This window comes from Undibacterium parvum (genome assembly GCF_003955735.1).
Lineage (GTDB): Bacteria > Pseudomonadota > Gammaproteobacteria > Burkholderiales > Burkholderiaceae_D > Undibacterium > Undibacterium parvum.
This window is the reverse complement of the sequence record NZ_CP034464.1, coordinates 857,045-875,111: the sequence shown is the minus strand read 5'-3', so window position 1 is coordinate 875,111 and position 18,067 is coordinate 857,045. Positions and strand designations below refer to the sequence as shown.

16 protein-coding genes are annotated in these 18,067 nt (G+C 44.9%); 8 read left to right on the top strand and 8 right to left on the bottom strand.

Annotated features, from left to right (window positions below):
- Window positions 1–320 precede the first annotated feature (320 nt).
- Entirely contained in the window at window positions 321–3,050 is a 2,730-nt protein-coding gene (locus EJN92_RS03785) for an ankyrin repeat domain-containing protein (RefSeq protein ID WP_126126600.1), read from the bottom strand.
- A 190-nt stretch (window positions 3,051–3,240) separates the two neighbouring features.
- On the opposite strand from EJN92_RS03785, the gene EJN92_RS03780 reads away from it, so the two are divergent.
- The 8 genes from EJN92_RS03780 (at window position 3,241) to EJN92_RS03745 (ending at window position 10,838) form a co-directional block, all read left to right on the top strand.
- Window positions 3,241–4,167, top strand: a complete 927-nt coding sequence (locus EJN92_RS03780; protein WP_126126599.1) for a viperin family antiviral radical SAM protein — start codon at window positions 3,241–3,243, stop codon at window positions 4,165–4,167.
- An 801-nt stretch (window positions 4,168–4,968) separates the two neighbouring features.
- The gene (locus EJN92_RS21770; RefSeq protein ID WP_227869697.1) at window positions 4,969–5,736 is read left to right on the top strand and encodes a DUF6088 family protein; all 768 of its coding nucleotides are present in this window, start codon (window positions 4,969–4,971) and stop codon (window positions 5,734–5,736) included.
- A complete protein-coding gene (locus EJN92_RS03765; protein ID WP_126126597.1) occupies window positions 5,729–6,673 on the top strand; it encodes a nucleotidyl transferase AbiEii/AbiGii toxin family protein in 945 nt (314 codons plus the stop codon). The genes EJN92_RS21770 and EJN92_RS03765 overlap by 8 nt, the downstream gene beginning before the upstream one ends.
- Window positions 6,674–7,023: 350 nt before the next feature.
- Window positions 7,024–7,263: a DUF7830 domain-containing protein gene (locus tag EJN92_RS22145; protein ID WP_456119779.1), complete on the top strand. Its 240-nt coding sequence runs from the start codon at window positions 7,024–7,026 to the stop codon at window positions 7,261–7,263.
- 43 nt (window positions 7,264–7,306) lie between these two features.
- Entirely contained in the window at window positions 7,307–7,708 is a 402-nt protein-coding gene (tnpA, locus tag EJN92_RS03760; RefSeq protein WP_126126596.1) for an IS66 family insertion sequence element accessory protein TnpA, read from the top strand.
- Window positions 7,705–8,052 carry an IS66 family insertion sequence element accessory protein TnpB gene (gene tnpB / locus EJN92_RS03755; protein ID WP_126126595.1) on the top strand — a complete coding sequence of 116 codons (348 nt, stop codon included), beginning with the start codon at window positions 7,705–7,707 and terminating at the stop codon, window positions 8,050–8,052. The genes tnpA and tnpB overlap by 4 nt, the downstream gene beginning before the upstream one ends.
- A gap of 53 nt (window positions 8,053–8,105) precedes the next feature.
- Window positions 8,106–9,671, top strand: coding sequence for an IS66 family transposase (tnpC, locus tag EJN92_RS03750; RefSeq protein ID WP_126126216.1), 1,566 nt, complete (start codon window positions 8,106–8,108; stop codon window positions 9,669–9,671).
- 45 nt (window positions 9,672–9,716) lie between these two features.
- On the top strand, window positions 9,717–10,838 hold the full coding sequence (locus EJN92_RS03745) for a DUF6035 family protein (RefSeq protein ID WP_126126594.1): 1,122 nt from the start codon (window positions 9,717–9,719) through the stop codon (window positions 10,836–10,838).
- A 530-nt stretch (window positions 10,839–11,368) separates the two neighbouring features.
- Here the strand turns inward: EJN92_RS03745 and EJN92_RS03740 are convergent.
- The 7 genes from EJN92_RS03740 to rsfS all read right to left on the bottom strand — a co-directional run bounded on the left by EJN92_RS03740 (window position 11,369) and on the right by rsfS (window position 18,058).
- On the bottom strand, window positions 11,369–12,499 hold the full coding sequence (locus tag EJN92_RS03740; RefSeq protein WP_126126593.1) for a phage/plasmid replication protein, II/X family: 1,131 nt from the start codon (window positions 12,497–12,499) through the stop codon (window positions 11,369–11,371).
- Between the two features lie 198 nt (window positions 12,500–12,697).
- The gene (locus tag EJN92_RS03735; protein ID WP_227869696.1) at window positions 12,698–13,048 is read right to left on the bottom strand and encodes a helix-turn-helix transcriptional regulator; all 351 of its coding nucleotides are present in this window, start codon (window positions 13,046–13,048) and stop codon (window positions 12,698–12,700) included.
- Between the two features lie 174 nt (window positions 13,049–13,222).
- The gene (locus EJN92_RS03730) at window positions 13,223–14,419 is read right to left on the bottom strand and encodes a hypothetical protein (RefSeq protein WP_126126592.1); all 1,197 of its coding nucleotides are present in this window, start codon (window positions 14,417–14,419) and stop codon (window positions 13,223–13,225) included.
- Between the two features lie 141 nt (window positions 14,420–14,560).
- The gene (gene rng, locus EJN92_RS03725) at window positions 14,561–16,030 is read right to left on the bottom strand and encodes a ribonuclease G (protein WP_126126591.1); all 1,470 of its coding nucleotides are present in this window, start codon (window positions 16,028–16,030) and stop codon (window positions 14,561–14,563) included.
- Between the two features lie 11 nt (window positions 16,031–16,041).
- Window positions 16,042–16,662 (bottom strand): Maf family protein, encoded by a 621-nt coding sequence (locus tag EJN92_RS03720; protein ID WP_126126590.1) that lies wholly within the window; start codon window positions 16,660–16,662, stop codon window positions 16,042–16,044.
- Between the two features lie 33 nt (window positions 16,663–16,695).
- Window positions 16,696–17,166 (bottom strand): 23S rRNA (pseudouridine(1915)-N(3))-methyltransferase RlmH, encoded by a 471-nt coding sequence (rlmH, locus tag EJN92_RS03715; protein WP_126126589.1) that lies wholly within the window; start codon window positions 17,164–17,166, stop codon window positions 16,696–16,698.
- Window positions 17,167–17,317: 151 nt separating this feature from the next.
- Window positions 17,318–18,058 (bottom strand): ribosome silencing factor, encoded by a 741-nt coding sequence (gene rsfS / locus EJN92_RS03710; RefSeq protein ID WP_126129757.1) that lies wholly within the window; start codon window positions 18,056–18,058, stop codon window positions 17,318–17,320.
- Between the last annotated feature and the right edge of the window lie 9 nt (window positions 18,059–18,067).

The following is an 18,067-nucleotide window of genomic DNA, read 5'->3' as shown; positions in this document are numbered from 1 at the left end:
TGATGGTAGATTAATCCGATTGATCGAAAGTACCTACGGTTCAATGTTTGTGATTTTGGTAGTTAAGTGTTGCTCTGATGTTTATGTTAGGTCGTTGAAGTCTATCAGAAGAGTAATTTGGTGACTATGCAACGTGAATGCTGGGCCAGTAAAGGCAATCGTCACAAGTATTTCAGCATGTTGACTGCATATTGAATTTTGTAATGATTTTTTTTGGTAGCCACCAACTATCGAAAAGCCACCATTATCGATAGTCAGCGACGGCTAACAATAATGGTGTTATTGCTTTTCTAGCTCAAAAATATGTGACCTGAGCTATGTTAATGTGTCGATAGAAATGAAGAGACTTTCTGAAAATCATCGAGCGTTGCAATTGTCCTGCGCTCACGACGCATGAATTCATGATGTTGCTGCCAAATACTGGGATCAGCTAGATGCTTAGCGATATCAAGTGCAGACTTGCCATTTGCATCCGTATGGCTGTGCAAATGAGGTGCGTCTGATATTAGCGTCTCGACGATATTTGGTTGTCCAAATTTAACAGCAGTATGCAGCGCCGATTGCTCTTCAGCTGCGTATATATTCGTGACTTCTGCATCGTGACTTAGTATAGCCTCTACACATTCAAGCGAATTTGAAGCGATGGCTGCATGTAAAGCTGTCCGTCCCCTGAAATCTTGCAGTTTCAAGTCAGCATTTTCCTTGAGTAGAGCATTCACAACAACGATATCGCCATGGTTAGCTGCCAGCATGGCGGGGGTTTGTAACTTGAAGTCGGGCATGTTCACCAATTTAGGCCAGGCTCCAATCATAAGGCATATCGCTCTTCGCCAATTAACTGCAAGCTTAGTATTGTCTGGGGTTTTAGAGGCAGACAAAGCATGGTCTAAAGCAGGTAATTTTTTCTCAAGTTCATAAAATATTTTCAACCAGCTCATCAGTGCTGTATTGCCACGAACCTCTCTAAACTTCTTATCCTTCAGTTTTGAATTGTTTTTGAACCAGTTGAGTAAGCCGTCAAAATCCCCTTGAAAAACTAATGGCATCGCCCCCTTGATAAATGTTTCACCCAATTCCTTCGATAGTGGTGCTACGCTAGTTTCATTTGGATAAGGGCAATAAAGTGATTCCCAAAAATAAGTGGACATAGCGCATGCCGTATCCTCGAATGTTTTATTTTCTTCCTCACCTTCTAGTTCACCATATGCCAAAACATTTCTGAAATAGTATTCATAATTGTTGAGGTCGAATTTTGCGGGTGGTTGTTCAACCACTAGTGCAAAACCGTCACGCGCAATTTCTCCTCGTAATGATCCGAAGCCATTATCTTTACAAGCTTCGAGGGCTTCCTTAAAAAGACGACGCGCGTTGTCAAACTCATTTAAGGCTAGATGGTGTTTTGCTTCATATTGCAAAATGCCGGCGAGCCATGCGTTTATTGCTGGATTTTCTTTCGCCTCTATCAGTAGTGATTCAACTTTTTTCTTTGCGTCTTTGTCACGGTATTGGCGATCATCATTATTCAAGATATGACTAAGCTCGATGAAAATAGCGCCCATTTTTTCACCGGGCGTTTGCGCTAACTCTCGCATACGGTTTGCCGCCATTTGCCGTATTCTGAAGTTATGTTGATCATTTTGCGCTAGTTCATTGGCAACCCAAAAACTGTGAACATTTTGTAGCGTGCGCCAAGGTGAATGAGTCCGCAGTTTTCGTGAATATTCTTTCACGGTGTCATATTCTTTTTGTTCTGCGTCTAGTTTGGCTAAATTACGTGTGGCGATTAATTTCGCTGATTCAATATCATGTCCAATATGGTCATCGAGCGGCTTTCCTTGATATTCGTTGGGGAACAAATGATTTAACCTATCTGCCAAGATATTGATTACGTCGGGTCTTAATGACGGTACGACAGAAAGGAAAACCCCGAATTTATCCCAAGGGGGAATTTTACTTTCGAAATATGCATCTTGAATTTGCGGATCAGCGCTCTGTTTATATGCATCTATCGTAAGGTTATAACTAAGTTTAAATAACTCGAATAGCTGTAGAACTTTGTTTTTAGAAATATCTGTGCAGGTTTTATCGAAGTCATTTCCAAGTAAGAATTTTCCTAAACGGAGATATCCATCCTGAACTGCACGCGCCACTAGGAATCGTTGGCGTAGCGTTTGTAGTGTGGGAATTGCATAGCGGGTAGCGATCAATTCCACGAAGTTATGTTTCTCATCCTCATCCGCGACACCATTTAGAATGTTTTCAATGCGGTTGGGTTGTGACATTGGAATTTGCTCACGTAACAGAGAAGCTGAAAGGTTTTTACGTTTAATAAAATCAAGTACAGATTGAAACTGTTCTTCTTCAGTTGATACCGTATTAAGCTTAAAGGCACCTCTGAAATCAAGTGCTCCTATATTGGAAAAATATAGACTGATGTTTCCTACACGTGGAACCGCACCATTAGCCCAATTCAAGAGGATTTTTTCAATAGATTCAAGTTCGATACCAACACTGATTGATTTCTCTGCCGCATTTATTTTGCCAGCCAATCCTTGAGCAAGTTCACTGATGCTTTTCCCTGATAAATCCAATAGCCAATCAAGAACTTGAGGAACAGGCAGGCGTAATTCTTTCTTATTATTTCTCTCGATGACCTCTGGCAGATACCAAAATTTTCCACCAGGCATTCCCTCATCCATAGTTTGACATAGGCTCCAAAATGCAACGGTGCGGCCTAAGTAAGGCGCATATAAATATGCTGCCATATTCCAGACTATTTGCTGCATGCTTGCTTCATGGGTCCAAACTGAACGCTCAATAGAATTGTTAATGCTTAGTAAGTGGCGTAAGTTAACGGACGCATCATCCTTTGCCTGCTCATCCATATTTAAGGCTGTGAATATTTCACTTATAAGTTCAGAAATGATTCTTTGATGCGTTTCGAGTGGTCGTTCAAAGCCTATTAGTTCTTTTTTTTTCGTTGGTGCGCTCAGGCCTAGGCATTGATGAACTTCTAGAAGTAATTGCTCAGTCGAGGGGATTGTCGCCATTTTGTAATACCTATAAAGAATGATAGAGAGCGAATGATCCTATTCGCAACAATCAAAGTCACTGAAACTTGTTTGCTACCCCTTCAATGTTTTGGCTGTAATGCATTAACGAAGGGGTAGAAAGGAAGCTTCATTTTTTCCATTAACGGAAATTTGTACATTAGGGTTTTTAATTTCAAGGAAACCCAATATGTACGAGCCGCGACAAATCAATGAGCTAGTCATCAACTGGCATGTGACAGAAGCATGCAACTATTCATGCCATTATTGCTATGCGCACTGGAAGAAATCTGATCTTCGAGGTGAAATTATTCATGATGAGATTCGATCACAAAAACTGATTGAATTGCTATATGGTTTCTTCTGCGCTAAAAACAAGGCAAATTTACTTCAAAGTCGTCTTCAGTGGGCTAGTGTCAGATTGAATATCGCTGGCGGAGAACCATTGCTGTATGAACAAAAAGTCTTGCGAGTTATTCGAGTTGCTCGTGATCTTGGAATGAATGTTTCCATTATCACAAACGGAAGTAGGTTGACTAAGCCTTTGATCAAGGCAATAGCGCCTGACGTTTCATTATTGGGTATAAGCCTTGATTCTAGCAATAACCAAACCAACCGAGAAATAGGACGTATCGATAGGAAAGGACTGTTGCTCCGAGCCCATAGTGTTGAGGAGATTTTGGCAATGGGTAGGCAAATTAACCCCCAAATGCGATTAAAGGTGAACACCGTTGTAAATAGTTTGAATGCCAGTGAGGATATGTCCTGTTTTATTCAGACTTTACAACCAGAGCGATGGAAAGTCTTACGGATGCTTCCAGTGCTAAACAATGACCTGGCGGTTTCCGACGTTGAATTCAATAGCTTCATTGATCGCCATCTGGCCTTAAAGAACGTGATGTGCATCGAAGATAATAGTGACATGACTGAGTCATACATCATGGTCGATCCTTACGGGAGATTTTTTCAAAACAAACAAAGCCGAAACGGATCGGGTTATTTTTACAGCAAACCGATCTTATCTACGGGTATTGAGGCAGCATTTTCCCAGCTCACTTTTTCGACCGAAAAATTTATTGGTCGCTATGAGCGGATAAGCGAAGAGGTACTCGCATGAAATACAGCGCCAACAAGGAAATAAACGTTATCGTGCACAAACTGGTTCGCCAAGGGTGGTTCTTTTACTGGGGCGCTAAACATGGACGAATAAGGCACCCCATTGGCCGACCCGTACTGACAGTGCCAAAGACACCAAGTGATCATAGGGCTTTATTAAATTTTTCACGAGACGTAAATCGGATTTTGATAGGTGCCAGACGTGTTTAGTTTTGACTCAGACCTACGTGTACTTCAAAACACTTGAGAAAAAGTTGTTAAAGTGGATCGTGTACAGAAGGCTGAGGCCGCAACGATTGTGAATGTTAGTTGCATGATTAAGTGCCTTTTCAAACCGAAGGGTGTCTGAGACAGTTTGAAACAGATGAATTTGCCGACAGGGTCACCATTTTCCGATTGGACGCGGTATTACTTTGAGCGATTGTTCATCGTCAACTTTGATAGTCTTGTATAGCGGCGTGATCAAGATACAACCGTTATCAAGAAGGCGCACTCCAACGTAGGTGCCGGACTTTAATCCAGCTTCTTCTGCGACAGACTTCGATAACCGAAGGCCCAGTGAATTTCCCCATTTGCAGATAGTAGTCATAATTTCCCTTGTTTAAAATGTATAGCCAATGTGTATCAGTGAAATTGGCAAGACCTACGGAGATTTTGAATTTTTGTTAGGTCTAGAATTGAGGTGAGAAGGAGTCACGATTGTTGCCGCCGCCCCTTAGCTAGGCTCATTAGAAGTATTGAGTGATTATTCTTTTTTCTGTGCTCCTGGCATCTATTGTCGTACTTCAATTTTTGTAAGTAATTGAATTTGTTTATGTTTTGTCTTTGGCTGTCCATTGCGATAACAAAAATCCTGCTTAGAGCAAACGCTAAAGAAACTTTGCATATTCCAGCAAAACAAACTGATAACGGCTATAATTTGCATGAAACGTCAATAAGGATTCATTCAGTGGAACTAGTAAATACGAGTTTAGAACGCCCATTACGGCCAAAACAAGGCGCCTTGAAGCAAGTGGTGAGGACTTTGCACGCTGGTAAGGTGTATCGTCGTGAGGATTTGGCGCAGGTCTCTAATGCAGTTGATCGGCACCTGAGTGAATTAGTTGCAGGTGGCGCTTTGAAACGCTTGGCGCAAGGGCTTTACTACGCACCTAAGAAATCGGTCTTTGGCGCACTTCCACCTGACGATCATGAGCTGGTGACTGCTTTTTTGCGTGATAAGGATTTTTTGGTGTTCTCCCCATCAAGTTATAACGCTTTGGGCGTAGGAACTACGCAGCTTTATAACAAAACCATTGTCTACAATCACAAACGGCACGGCGTGTTTTCATTTGGAAATCGTCAGTTTGATTTTCGAGTTAAGCCACGGTTTCCGAAAAAGCTTACCTCTGAATTTTTGTTGGTTGACGTGATTAATAATCTAGATGAATTGGCAGAGGATAAGAACCAAGTGCTTCAAATGGTTGAGCGAAAACTACCTTTATTCGATCAGGGTAAGTTGAAGCGTGCTGTTTCCGCCTTCGCTTCGGTCGCGACAAAGAAACGTTTTATGGGTTGGTTTCATGCTTGAGCTTTTGCATACTCGCAGCGATTTTAACGAGGTTCTTTCCATTGTCGCGCAGCAGCGCGGGATAGCACCCGTACTCGTTGAAAAGGATTATTGGATCATGCATTGCCTGTGGGGTTTGCAGCAGTCGCAATTCCAGTTCGAGTTGAAAGGTGGTACGTCATTATCGAAAGGCTTTGGGATTATCCATCGCTTTTCGGAAGATATTGATATTCGCATAGAACCGCCAATTGAGTTGCAAGTTAAGGCGGGACGTAATCATGACAAACCTGCGCATGTTGAATCTCGACGTGCTTATTATGATTGGCTCTCGCAACACATTCGTATTTCTGGAATCGAAGCCGTTCAGCGTGATACTGCCTTTGACGATGAGAAAATGCGCAGTGCTGGAATACGCTTGCATTACCCCAATCGAGTCAGTCAGCAGAGCGGTATTAAAGACGGCATTTTGCTGGAGTTGGGATTTGACGATACGACCCCTAACCGCCCCGTAACTATCTCGTCTTGGGCGTACGATGCAGCGGTGAACGCAGGGGTAAAGATTCAAGATAATCGTGCAATTGATGTACCCTGTTACCTACCAACTTACACCTTTGTCGAAAAATTGCAGGCAGTGTCGACCAAATACCGATTGCAGAAATTGGGGAAGGCATTTCCTGCGAATTTCATGCGCCACTACTATGATATCTATTGCTTGCTAGCGCTGCCAGAAATTCAAGGGTTCATCGGTACACCAGCCTACGAAGCCCGAAAGATTCAGCGTTTTCCGAAAGGGGATGAGTTGGTCGCAGCCAAAAATTCCGCCTTTCTTTTAGACGATTATGAAGAGCGAGCAAGGTTTAAAAAAGAGTATCAAAAGACCGCTGCGCTGTATTACAACGGGCAGCCTGAATTAGAGGAAATTCTTTCGCGCATCGGGCAATTCATCGGCAAGATGTAGGTCGTGCTTCGTGTAAAAATCACCACTGTTCAATCTGCTGTTTCTCTCTAGTGTGTATTGTTCTGTCACGATCAGTGCGTTAGATGTCGTCAGCAAGAATGCCATTATTCTTAACACTGCCAATCGCTAGCCATCGCTCCTCCATTCAGCCTTCATTGATTTCTTCATGGAATAATATTTCGAGTAAATGTTTGGGAGGCTAATGTTAAAGCTCTCTAGTGCTCTTTTATATATAGAATTTGTTGTGTTCGAGTGCTATGAGTTTTTTATTTTCTGTTTCGCTATCATCGCGAGGCTAATTTGATAATATTCGTGGAGCAGTCACTTTTTTCAATCAACCTATACTTCTTATGATAAATCTAGCCGTCGAAGACCCAGCAATTCCTGAAGTCTTAGATCGACTGACAGGTATTCATGAGCCAGTCAGGAATATCATCGGTATTGATTATGCACGAGCTATTCAGCTTCGCATGGCGGTGAAGGATAGGCAAATGCAAGGTACGCCTTTATATGCGTGTTCCTTGTGTGGTGTTCCAGTAAGTTTGCTAATGCATCGTAAGCGTCCAACGCAACCATCTGGAAATCGATAACGATATAAGTGACACTCGACTCTTTCAATGATCTGGAGTTAGCATGAATTTCAATCCTCTCAAAGTGGCGTTTTGGACTAAGCATCAGCAGCACTGGGCTGAGAGCGGCTTATCACTGAGCGCGTATTGTCGACGTGAAGCCATCGGCTATTCAACGTTTTATACCTGGCGCAAACGCCTCGCTTCCATCGTTATTGATCAGAGTGTCACACTTGCCACACCCGCTGTAAAATCGCCAGTAGTTTCTCAAGCTAAGCACACCTCCCTCACGACAATCGCATCGACATCGCCGCGGCCAGCCATGAAGCCTTGCAAGTTGGTGCCGGTGTCGATCAGGGCATCACTTCCCGAGATTGTCTTGTGCAGCCCGGCCGGTTGGCAGGTGACTATTTCTAACCATGTTGACTTACCCGTGTTGGCGCAATTGCTGCGGCAACTACCATGAGCCTGCCACTGACTCCGGCACAGGTGTATCTCGCTGTCGAACCGATCGATATGCGCAGCGGTGTTGACGGACTTTCCCTGCATGTACAAGAAAGTTTGGGTAAGCCACCTTGCGATGGCAGTGCCTATGCATTTCGTAACAAGAATAGCACCCGCATCAAGCTATTGATCTGGGATGGCACCGGTGTTTGGTTATGTATGCGACGCTTGCACAAAGGTCGCTTCGTCTGGCCGCAGAGCCATGATGCGGCGTGTGTCTTGTCGAACGAAGAATGGCAATGGCTCACCACGGGCGTTGACTGGCCCCGACTTAACGCGCCGCCACAATCGAATTGGCGCGTATAAAAAGGGATGCCTCCCCCTGTTAACTTTCGGTCGGGCGAGGTATACTTTCGTGCATGGATATCGCCACCAAACTCGCCCAATTCAACGCTGACCCCGCACTGACTCAATGGGTGATGGCGCAGTTGAATGGGGCCGGACTGGCACAGGCGGAGAAGGCTGCTTTGCAGGATCAATTACGTCGCAAGGAGCACGATCTTCACGTCAAAGAATGCAAAATTCAAGCCTTGACTTTAGAACTGGCGTATCACAAACGTCTCAAATTCAGCGCAAAAGCCGAAGCGTTTACGGTACAACAACGCGACCTGTTTTTAGAGTGCGAACAAAGCGACCTGGCTGCGATGCAGGCCGAGCTTGCCCAATTATCTTCAGCGACAACACCACGTAAGCCAAGCCCTACCGGACGTAGGCCACTGCCAGCGGAACTGCCGCGCATTGAACATCGTCATGAGCCAGAAAGCTGCACCTGCGCTCAATGCGGCAAAGACCTGATCAAGATCGGTGAAGACATCAGTGAACAACTCGACGTCGAACCAGCACGCTTCTTTGTGCATCGGCATATTCGCCCTCAATACGCCTGTCGCGCTTGTGAGACAGTCACCGCAGCAGCCATTCCCCCGGCAGTGATCGATCGTAGTCTGGCGGCACCAGGATTATTGGCATGGGTGGTAATTCAAAAATATCTCGATCACTTACCACTGTATCGGATTGAGCAAATCAGCAGTCGACACGGTGTTGGCATTGCCCGCTCCACACTGGCCGAGTGGGTAGGACGTATTGGCGTCGCCCTGCAACCGCTCAGTGACCGGTTGGCAGAAATACTCAAGCAAGGACGAGTGCTGCATGCCGACGAAACCCCGGTGCCGCTGCTCGACCCCGGCAATGGTAAGACCAAGCGTGCCTATCTATGGGCATATCGCAGCAATGCCTTAGAAGACCAGCCTGCCATCATCGTGTTCGATTTCCAAACCGGACGCAGTGGCAGTCATGCGCGCGCGTTTCTGCGGCATTGGCAAGGCCATCTTATGGTGGATGATTATGCCGGCTACAAAGCCCTGTTCGCGCTGGGCATCACCGAACTGGCCTGCCTGGCGCACGCCCGTCGCAAATTCTTCGACCTGCACGCCGCCAATGGGCATCCGATTGCCAATGAGGCACTTACACGCATTGCAAAGCTGTATCACATTGAGGCCGAGGGTAAAGGCGACAGTATCGAACAACGACAACAACGACGTGCTACACAGGCGCTGCCAGAACTCAAAGCGATGCATGCCTGGCTGATTCACACACGCCAACAGAGCGCCGATGGCAGCAGTCTCGCCAAAGCCATCGACTACAGCCTCAAACGCTGGAGCGCGATTGAACGCTACGCCAATAGCGGTCATCTGCCAATCGACAATAATCCGATTGAAAACGCCATTCGCCCTATTGCCATTGGCAAAAAGAACTGGCTCTTCGCCGGTTCTGAACGAGCAGGCCGACAAGCTGCCGCCATTCAAAGCCTGCTCGCCACCGCGAAAGCCAATGGCATAGAACCTTTGGCATGGCTTAAAGGCACACTCGAAAAATTACCGACGCATCCAAACAGCCGGATTGATGAACTGCTACCGCTGCCTTGTTAATGCGCTTTAGGAATAAATGCTAGACGGATCTGTTGGACGCTTACAATGCATCGGGTTAGTCGCCTTTTCTACTTCAAACATGTATTAGAGGATGGACGTTGTCCGCAGATTTCAAGTGGTGAGTTGTCGAGGGATGAAATTGATGCACGCAAATACAATGGCGCTAAAGAGAGTGACCGTCATATTCAGATGAAAGAGTTTGTCGTCGCCTCGCTGGCAGCGGATAGTCTATTTTCCAACATCCGTGTCGAGAAGCGATGGACTGATACTCTTTCTGGTGATTGGCGTCAGCCCGATGTTCGTGCTACTTACAACGGAATTGAGATCGTTTTTGAGATCCAATTATCGACGACGTATTTAGACGTAATTGTTGAACGTCGCCGCTTCTACCAACGAGAAGGTGGGTTGCTATTTTGGATTTTTGCCGACTTTAACGATGATTGCCGACGCTTACTTCAAGACGATGTGTTTTACAATAATAATCAAAATGCGTTCATCGTCTCCGGTGAAAGTGCCGCAGCTTCAGTACATGCAAATGAATTTCTCTTAAGCTGCGCGTGGACAGAGCCAGCATCCTCAAATGGTATTTCACCTCTACGACGAGCAATGGTCTCATTCCATGAGCTGACACTGAACATCGTCAAACAACAGGCTTTCTTCTTCGACTACGATGCGGCGAAAAATACCCTCATCCATGCAAATTTAACGGCGATGAGCAAGCTTCGAGATCGCTTTGAAGCAGCCTGGATAAGTACCGTTGATGAGCCAGATCGTATAGGGACTAAATGGCGAGACTTTCGTCGAGAATTTCGGGCAGTTGGGTTTTTTCTTCCTATTTATCAAAGCCAGTTACACGCGATACTTATTAATGCCCTATATTCAGCAAAACATGGCAAGGTAATTGGTTGGAAATATACCAGATTTATTGAGGTTGCCCACCGAATAGCGACTGGCCATAAACCTTATCTGCACATTTTCCGCATTGCATTGGGCGTTTATAAGCGTGGCGAGCAGCTTATCAGTGAGGATAAATCCGGTCGTTGGAACATTCGCGTGAAGGCTTATAAGGCGGCTATCAAGCAAGAAGATCCAGAATACGCTGGAGATGAAACACATTACGATTTGTTGCGATTTCTTCTTCCTGAGTTATTTGAAAATCTGCCTTAAAGAGTAATGGCGTATCCTTTACCGTTTTCATAAAGGCTCAGTGGCTATTTCTATTGACTGTTCACGAATAATTTATATCGTCTTAAGAGAATCAGTATGATCAAAATCGATCCGCTATCTAAAAAGCGCACTACAACGTACCTACCAGACTCAAACCCAACTTCTTTCGTAACAGACTTTGATAAATGAAGCCCGAGTGAATTCCTTCATTTACAGATGGTAGGAATATTCTTTTCACTTTGAATGTGTATAGCCAATGTGTATCAGCTAAATTGGCGTTGCCTGCGCCTGTTTTTGTTTATATTTCACGTCATAGAGATGCGAAAATGATGGGTTAGGCGCCATGTAGCCACTGAATTAAGGTTTGTCTCAACTCCTTCAATCAGCTGCCTAATATTACCCATCATGTAAGGGCAGTTGTTTCATTTGCGCGCTCATTTCTTCTTGGTATCAACTGGTGCTGACCTGATTAATAGTGAAGAAAGAAGCAGTTGATACCAAATGATTTGTGTCCAGCAATTAAACTCCTGTCATTCAGTGTCTTTAGCTTGCACGACAAGGTTGCTAAATCTTCGCAGCGGTCTTCGAAAGCTTAATTGATTCGGGGGAAAGTAGTACACGGTGTCAATTGCCCATTCGGGGATGGGCAGGATATTCTCTCGCGAAAATATTTTTGTTAGATCAATATTGGCATTTGCGGCAGGGCGACAATGACCACGAATGTCAATTCCTATCTTGTTTATAATTGACTTTGCTTGCTTCCATATTGTTGTGCGGCTTAGTTGTTCTCGTATATCGCGCCCGCTTAGCCAAAATTGATATGTTATTGCTTCTGCTCGACTAAGTAACGCTAGTTTATCGTTAGTTTCCAATATCTGTATCGCGGATAGAATGTTGAATTTGTTGAATTTCTTAAAGTATATATTTGTAATATCAACGTTCACCCAATTCATTACATATTCCAATTTGAGTGATTTAAGCCCTTGGGAATATAGTTTCACTTCCGCTCTTATTCCTTTTCTGGCTTCGTCTATCAACTTCGTTTGGAATTCGCCAGGTGTCTTAAAGCGGTCTTGAAGCTCTAAAGATTTGTCATAAATTGTTAGAGCGTCTGTTGTTGAGCGACGTTGGACTCCATTATTAAGCGTAATGCAAGACTCAATGGTTCTTTGCTTTCCCTTGGTCAGATTGTTATCAATAGCTTGAATTATGGGGAGCACATTGTCAGTGAGGCAGGCGAAATTTGCTGTGAGGTGTATTTCCGTTAGTGTTACTGCACCTCTTTCCCACTCTTGGCGATCGAATGGATCTACGTCAATGCCTAGTCTCTGAGTCAATTGTTCTAAGATTACATTGACGTAGCTTTGAAGATTCGCGTGGCCGAAAAGATTATGCCTTTGAAGTACTAATGGGGGGCAGCAGTGAATTTCGAGTACCTCTGCCATTCCTGTCGCGTTACATACCTGCATTGATCTTACATACATGGTATCCCATTCATCTATTAATGAAATTTGCATTGGTGTTGAGCTGCAAGGTAATAGCCCTAAGTCGTCTTGGTCAATAAACATAGATTTGCCCAATGGTGTATGGACGCAATGGACTCTCATTCGAATTTTATCTATATGAATATTTGGTTTCTGCAACGGTAAGTTCGGTTTCATATTTAATCCTGGTTAATTAGCATAGTTGAGTAGTGTTTACATTGTGAACAAAACTGAGCTTATATATATATAAGTCGAAATTTTTCCCCCACAACTTGGTGCGTTGCTTTTTTAGAAAAAGAAACGCTGAGAATTTGGCGTCATATTCGTTCGAAAAACGAACGTATAAAAAACAATTAATGCCCATTTATTTCGGCTTCAAAGATCATTTTGTGCGACCAATAATGCTATGAATGCCTTGATATCAACGGATTTTTCGGAGCGTGAAGCAAAAGCGTTAGCCTCAATCCATGCACTAATTTCTGATTCTTTCCAGCATGCAGAACGAGAGCCAATGCGTATGGGTGGGGGGAGTGTTCCGTGCTTTACATATTTCCAAATCGTAGAAGACGCTAGCCCAGTCTTCACTTTGACTTGTGTAAGTCTAAGAAGGCGGTCATTGACGACTGCTCGCACACGCTCTATGAGCGCAAGTAGTTCTGGACTCATGACCTGATTTTTATTAGTTATTCTCTGCTCATCGTCACACACTTTGATTGAATGTTTCATTTTTAAGCTCCAATTGATTTATGAAAGATTCAGGCCCGAATCAGCCCATATTTTGAATTGTTAAAAGCAGGACGTCAGAAGCTAGAGAAGTGGTTTGAAAAAGTGCAGCAAACAAAAATGGCCCCTTGTCGTTTGACAGGAGGCCATTTTTGTGATTTTAGTTGAGGTTTAGCGTTAGCTTTGGTTTTTATCGGGCTTTTGTGCTTGAATTAATAGACGATATCCACCGTTAATCATATCTTTGGCTTCGTCAATGTATTCGTCAATTTTTCTGTGCAATTGTTGCTGCCATGCATTCTTGTATTTTCCGGTCGCGCTGCAAAGACCGAAAATTTGCGCAATCTGATTGTCGCCAAATCCTCGATTGTGTAGTTGAGCAATTAAGACTAAGCATTTTAAATAGTTGCCCCCATTCCGAGATAACCCATCGAGATCTTTTGAACTGTCCAGATTGTACTTAAATCGTAGGAGGCTGGATGGCTTTGCAAAGCCATCATCTTGCAACTCTTGATATACATCCTTTACTTCACCTAATATTTTTTCGATCTGTAATGTTATTGGACCAAGTACATTAAGGTAAACGGCGCGCCACACCATTTCATAATCTCGAACAATATCTTCCGCGCCACCTGCTATTTTGAAGTTCATGTAATTAAAATCCTCACTGCTTTTAATTTCCAAGATCATCGTCTCATTCAACTCGGTGTCCGTTAATTCATTACTATCCATTAAGATGCTTCGGATTTTGTGCGCAATCTTTTTCAGGGTCGTGATTTGTCCACTTGGAGGGACGCTGCAATCAACGGCGAAAGCGATACAACCACGCTCAGCTCTAATTCCATGGCCAGATGTCGATGGTAGTCCTCTAATTCGATAGCCAAAAGGTGTTTCTTCGATTAGATGATAAGGATGCCTGTCCAGCTTTCGTGATTGTGGACCCAGTGGCCTAATATATATTTCTTTGCTTACCGTTCGGCGCGAGTGATCTTCGGGAATTGCTGCCTTTAGAGGTGCAAACCAGGAATCATCTTCATTTTTTAGTTCCGGCAAAATCGGCTGCGCGTAGTCCAACCAAGCTGCCAGCCCGAAACTTCTTCGGCAGCGTTCATCGAGGTCAGCGTGAATATTGCATAGGTCTTTTTCGTGAACGAATTCCAAAATCTTGAATTCATTAATGGCTTTGGGGTGATTAGTATAAGCAAACTGGTAATTCTTATTCATCCTAAGAAATAGCCACGCCCAATCATCTGGGCCGAATTTCTCTTCATCTTTGTTTAAAGCAAATGGTGCTTCATCCGAATTGAGCTTAAGGAAAAGTTGATCGCGAATATTTTGGCACTCTTCGTCGCTCAAACGTTTTGAATTGTTCATGAATTGTCAATAGCCTTTCATGCGCGACTTTGTCTTAAGCAGGGAGTGACTGTCGTAAAACGATTTGTAGCTAACTTTGTAGCTAAGTCGATATTTATCGTAAAAGAATTTTTAAGTAATTGATTTTAAATGATAAAGAAATTACATCAAAATAATGTCGTATTGTTCTTGATGGAATACATTTTCAACTTGTAGAGAAATCGGTTTGCCGATGAAGTCGCCTAGCATCGCAAGGTGTTGTGACTCTTCTTCAAGGAACATATCCACCACCACTTGTGAAGCCATGATGCGAAATTCGCGTGGGTTAAATTGCTTCGCTTCGCGCAATAGCTCTCTTAATATTTCATAACAAATGGTGCGGGCAGTCTTGACTTGACCTTTGCCAGCGCAGGCAGGGCAGGTTTCGCAGAGCACATGAGCGAGAGATTCACGGGTGCGCTTGCGCGTGACTTCTACCAGTCCTAAGGCTGAAAATCCTGAAATCGATAACTTGGTGCGATCCCGTGATAGCGCCTTATTCAGTTCAGCCAACACGGCAGTTTTGTGCTCTTCATTCTCCATGTCTATGATGTCAAGAATGATGATGCCACCCAAATTGCGCAGGCGTAGTTGGCGTGCAATTGCGTGTGCGGCTTCTAGATTTGTCTTAAAGATGGTGTCGTCAAAATTACGCCCTGCCACAAAACTACCTGTGTTGACGTCTATCGTGGTCATGGCTTCAGTCTGATCGATGATCAAGTATCCGCCTGATTTCAGATTGACCCTGCGACCAAGCGCTTTTTCTATCTCGTCTTCTACGCCATACAAATCGAATAAAGGCCGTTCGCCGGTGTAGTGCTGTAATTTTGGCAGGACTGAAGGCGTATAGGTTTTGCCAAATTCGACCAGCATCAAATGGTTTTCTCTGGAGTCGACCTGGATACTGTCGGTCTCTTCATTGACGAAGTCACGCAATACGCGTTGCGCCAGATTCAGATCCTGGTGGAGCAAACTTGAAGGTGGCCGGGTCTTGGCTAACTGCGTAATGGTGGACCAGGTGCGGCGCAAGTATTCGACGTCCGATTTGAGATCCTGATCTGAAGCGTCTTCTGCCATAGTACGAACGATGAAACCACCTTTTTCATCCGGTTGTTGTAAGGCTTTTACCTTACTGCGCAAGGCTTCACGTTCTGCTTCGTTCTCGATTCTTTGCGAAATCCCTATGTGCGAATCTTGCGGCAAATACACCAGCATACGGCCAGCAATCGAGACTTGGGTAGACAGGCGCGCACCTTTGGTGCCGATAGGATCTTTCACCACTTGGACTGTGACCGATTGTCCATCGTAGAGTAATTTTTCTATCGGAGTCAGTGGGTTGTTACTGCCATTGCCGTCTTGTGAGCGGGCATCCCAGATATCTGCGACATGCAAAAATGCTGCACGCTCCAAACCTATGTCAATAAATGCCGATTGCATACCAGGAAGTACCCGCACAACTTTGCCTAGGTAGACATTGCCGACCAAGCCACGCGACAGGGTACGTTCTATATGGAGTTCTTGAACCGCACCTTGAAAAATGAGGGCGACACGGGTTTCTTGCGGAGTGATGTTGATGAGGAGATTTTCGCTCATAAATTAAAGAATTAGGGGAGTCGGATACCTGCCTGTCGTAACAAAGCAGTCGTCTCAAATAGAGGTAAGCCCATGATGCCAGAATAACTACCGCTAATGTGAGAAATATAACGCGCTGCCATGCCCTGTATGCCATAACCGCCGGCTTTATCGTAGGGTTCTTGGCTTGCGCAATACGCTTGAATTTGCGCCTCGCTTAGGGTGGTAAAAGTAACTTCCGACGCTTGCGTGCAGTGTAAATTTTGGTCCTCATAATGCACGGCCAAGCTAGTGAGGACTTGATGGGTTTGACCGGAAAGTTGCCTGAGCATGGCAATTGCTTCAGTTTGGGATGCCGGTTTTCCGAGTATCTGTTGACCTAGAACTACCGTGGTATCTGCTGCTAGTACCGGGCGCAATGGCAAGCGGCGCATCTGCATGAGTTTCCATGCGGCGCTAGCTTTTTCTTGGGTGACTCTGGCCACATAGATGTCCGGTAGCTCACCAGGTAAGACAATTTCTGAGACATCCGGACCGCGCGGTAAAGTATCGCGCAATAGAAGTAATTCAAAATCGATGCCTATCTGACGCAGCAATTCGCGCCGACGCGGGCTCTTCGAGGCCAGATAAATTTTATTTTGGGCGGGAACCATATGCCCTCCTGAAAAATATTCTGATAACTAAGATCATACTCTATGATAAGGGTGGTTTTGCGTGATAGACCAGGCACGATACAGCTGTTCCGCCAGCAAGACTCTGACCATACCATGTGGCAAGGTTAGGCTGGAGATGCGTATTAGCATATCGGCCTTAGCTTTGAATTGGGGATCTAAACCGTCCGCCCCACCGATCACAAAGACGACGTCACGTCCGTCTTGCTGCCAAGATGTTAAATGTTGGGATAAAGCCATAGAAGTGAGGTCTTTACCATGCTCATCCAAGGCGATGATGCGGGCATTCTTGGGAATTACCGCTTCAATTTTCACACTTTCCAAAGCCATCACGGTCTCCGCTGTTTTGCTGCCGGAGCGCTCTATCGGTTTGATTTCTTTGATATGAACACGGCATTCTGCAGGCATACGTTTGACGTATTCCTGATAACCGGTTTCTATCCAAGATGGCATTTTATGACCAACGGCGGCGATGATGAGCTGCATGCTGTGAAAAAAGAGTAATGGGAGTGTTCTGCTAAGGCTGGCTAAGCAAATGGGAGAATACAGCAGCAGCGATGTGCTACTCAAATTATTAAAACCAGAGGTATTACCCTGGTTTTAATGGACGCCAGCCAAAGGCCAGCGTCCGGCATGATTAGCCTGCTGTTTTGCTGCGTGTGGTAGCGCGCTTGGTGGCGGCTTGTTTGGCCGATGCGGTTGCTGTTTTTGTCGATGCGACTTTAACGCGAGCGCCTGCCGGTGTTTTGACACGTGGTTTTTTGACCGCAGGGGCAACGCTGGAGCTAGTGGTGCCAGCTAATTTTCCGGTGGCGGTTTTACGTGCTGGTTTAACCGGAGTCACATCGCTGGTGGCTTTCACTGCACGCGGTTTGCGTACCGGTTTTTTAACATCGTCATCCAAAGTAGTTTGGATAGCCATCATGTCTGGTGTGACTTCTACAGGGGCGGCCTTGCTGCGGCTAGCGCGTTTAGGTTTTGCATCCGCATCTTCAGTGTCGTCAGAGGCTTTGGCTAGACCTTTAGTAACGCGCTTAGCTGCACCCAATTTAACTTCTTTATCTCCCCAAAGTTCTTCCAGACGATAGTAAGCACGGATCGCAGGTTGCATGATATGGACCACCATGTCGCCCAAATCTACCAATACCCATTCACCGGTAACTTCGCCTTCGATGCCGACAATTTCGCCGCCATTTTCTTTGACTTTATCGCGCACCGAAGCGGCTAAGGCCTTAGTTTGACGGTTCGAGGTACCAGATGCGATCGCGACACGATCAAACAGGCTGGTCAGGTGCATCGTGTCGAATACTTGTATATCTTGGGCTTTGACGTCTTCGAGAGCGTCAACAACTAAGGCTTGTAATTTTTTGATGTCCATATTTTTCAT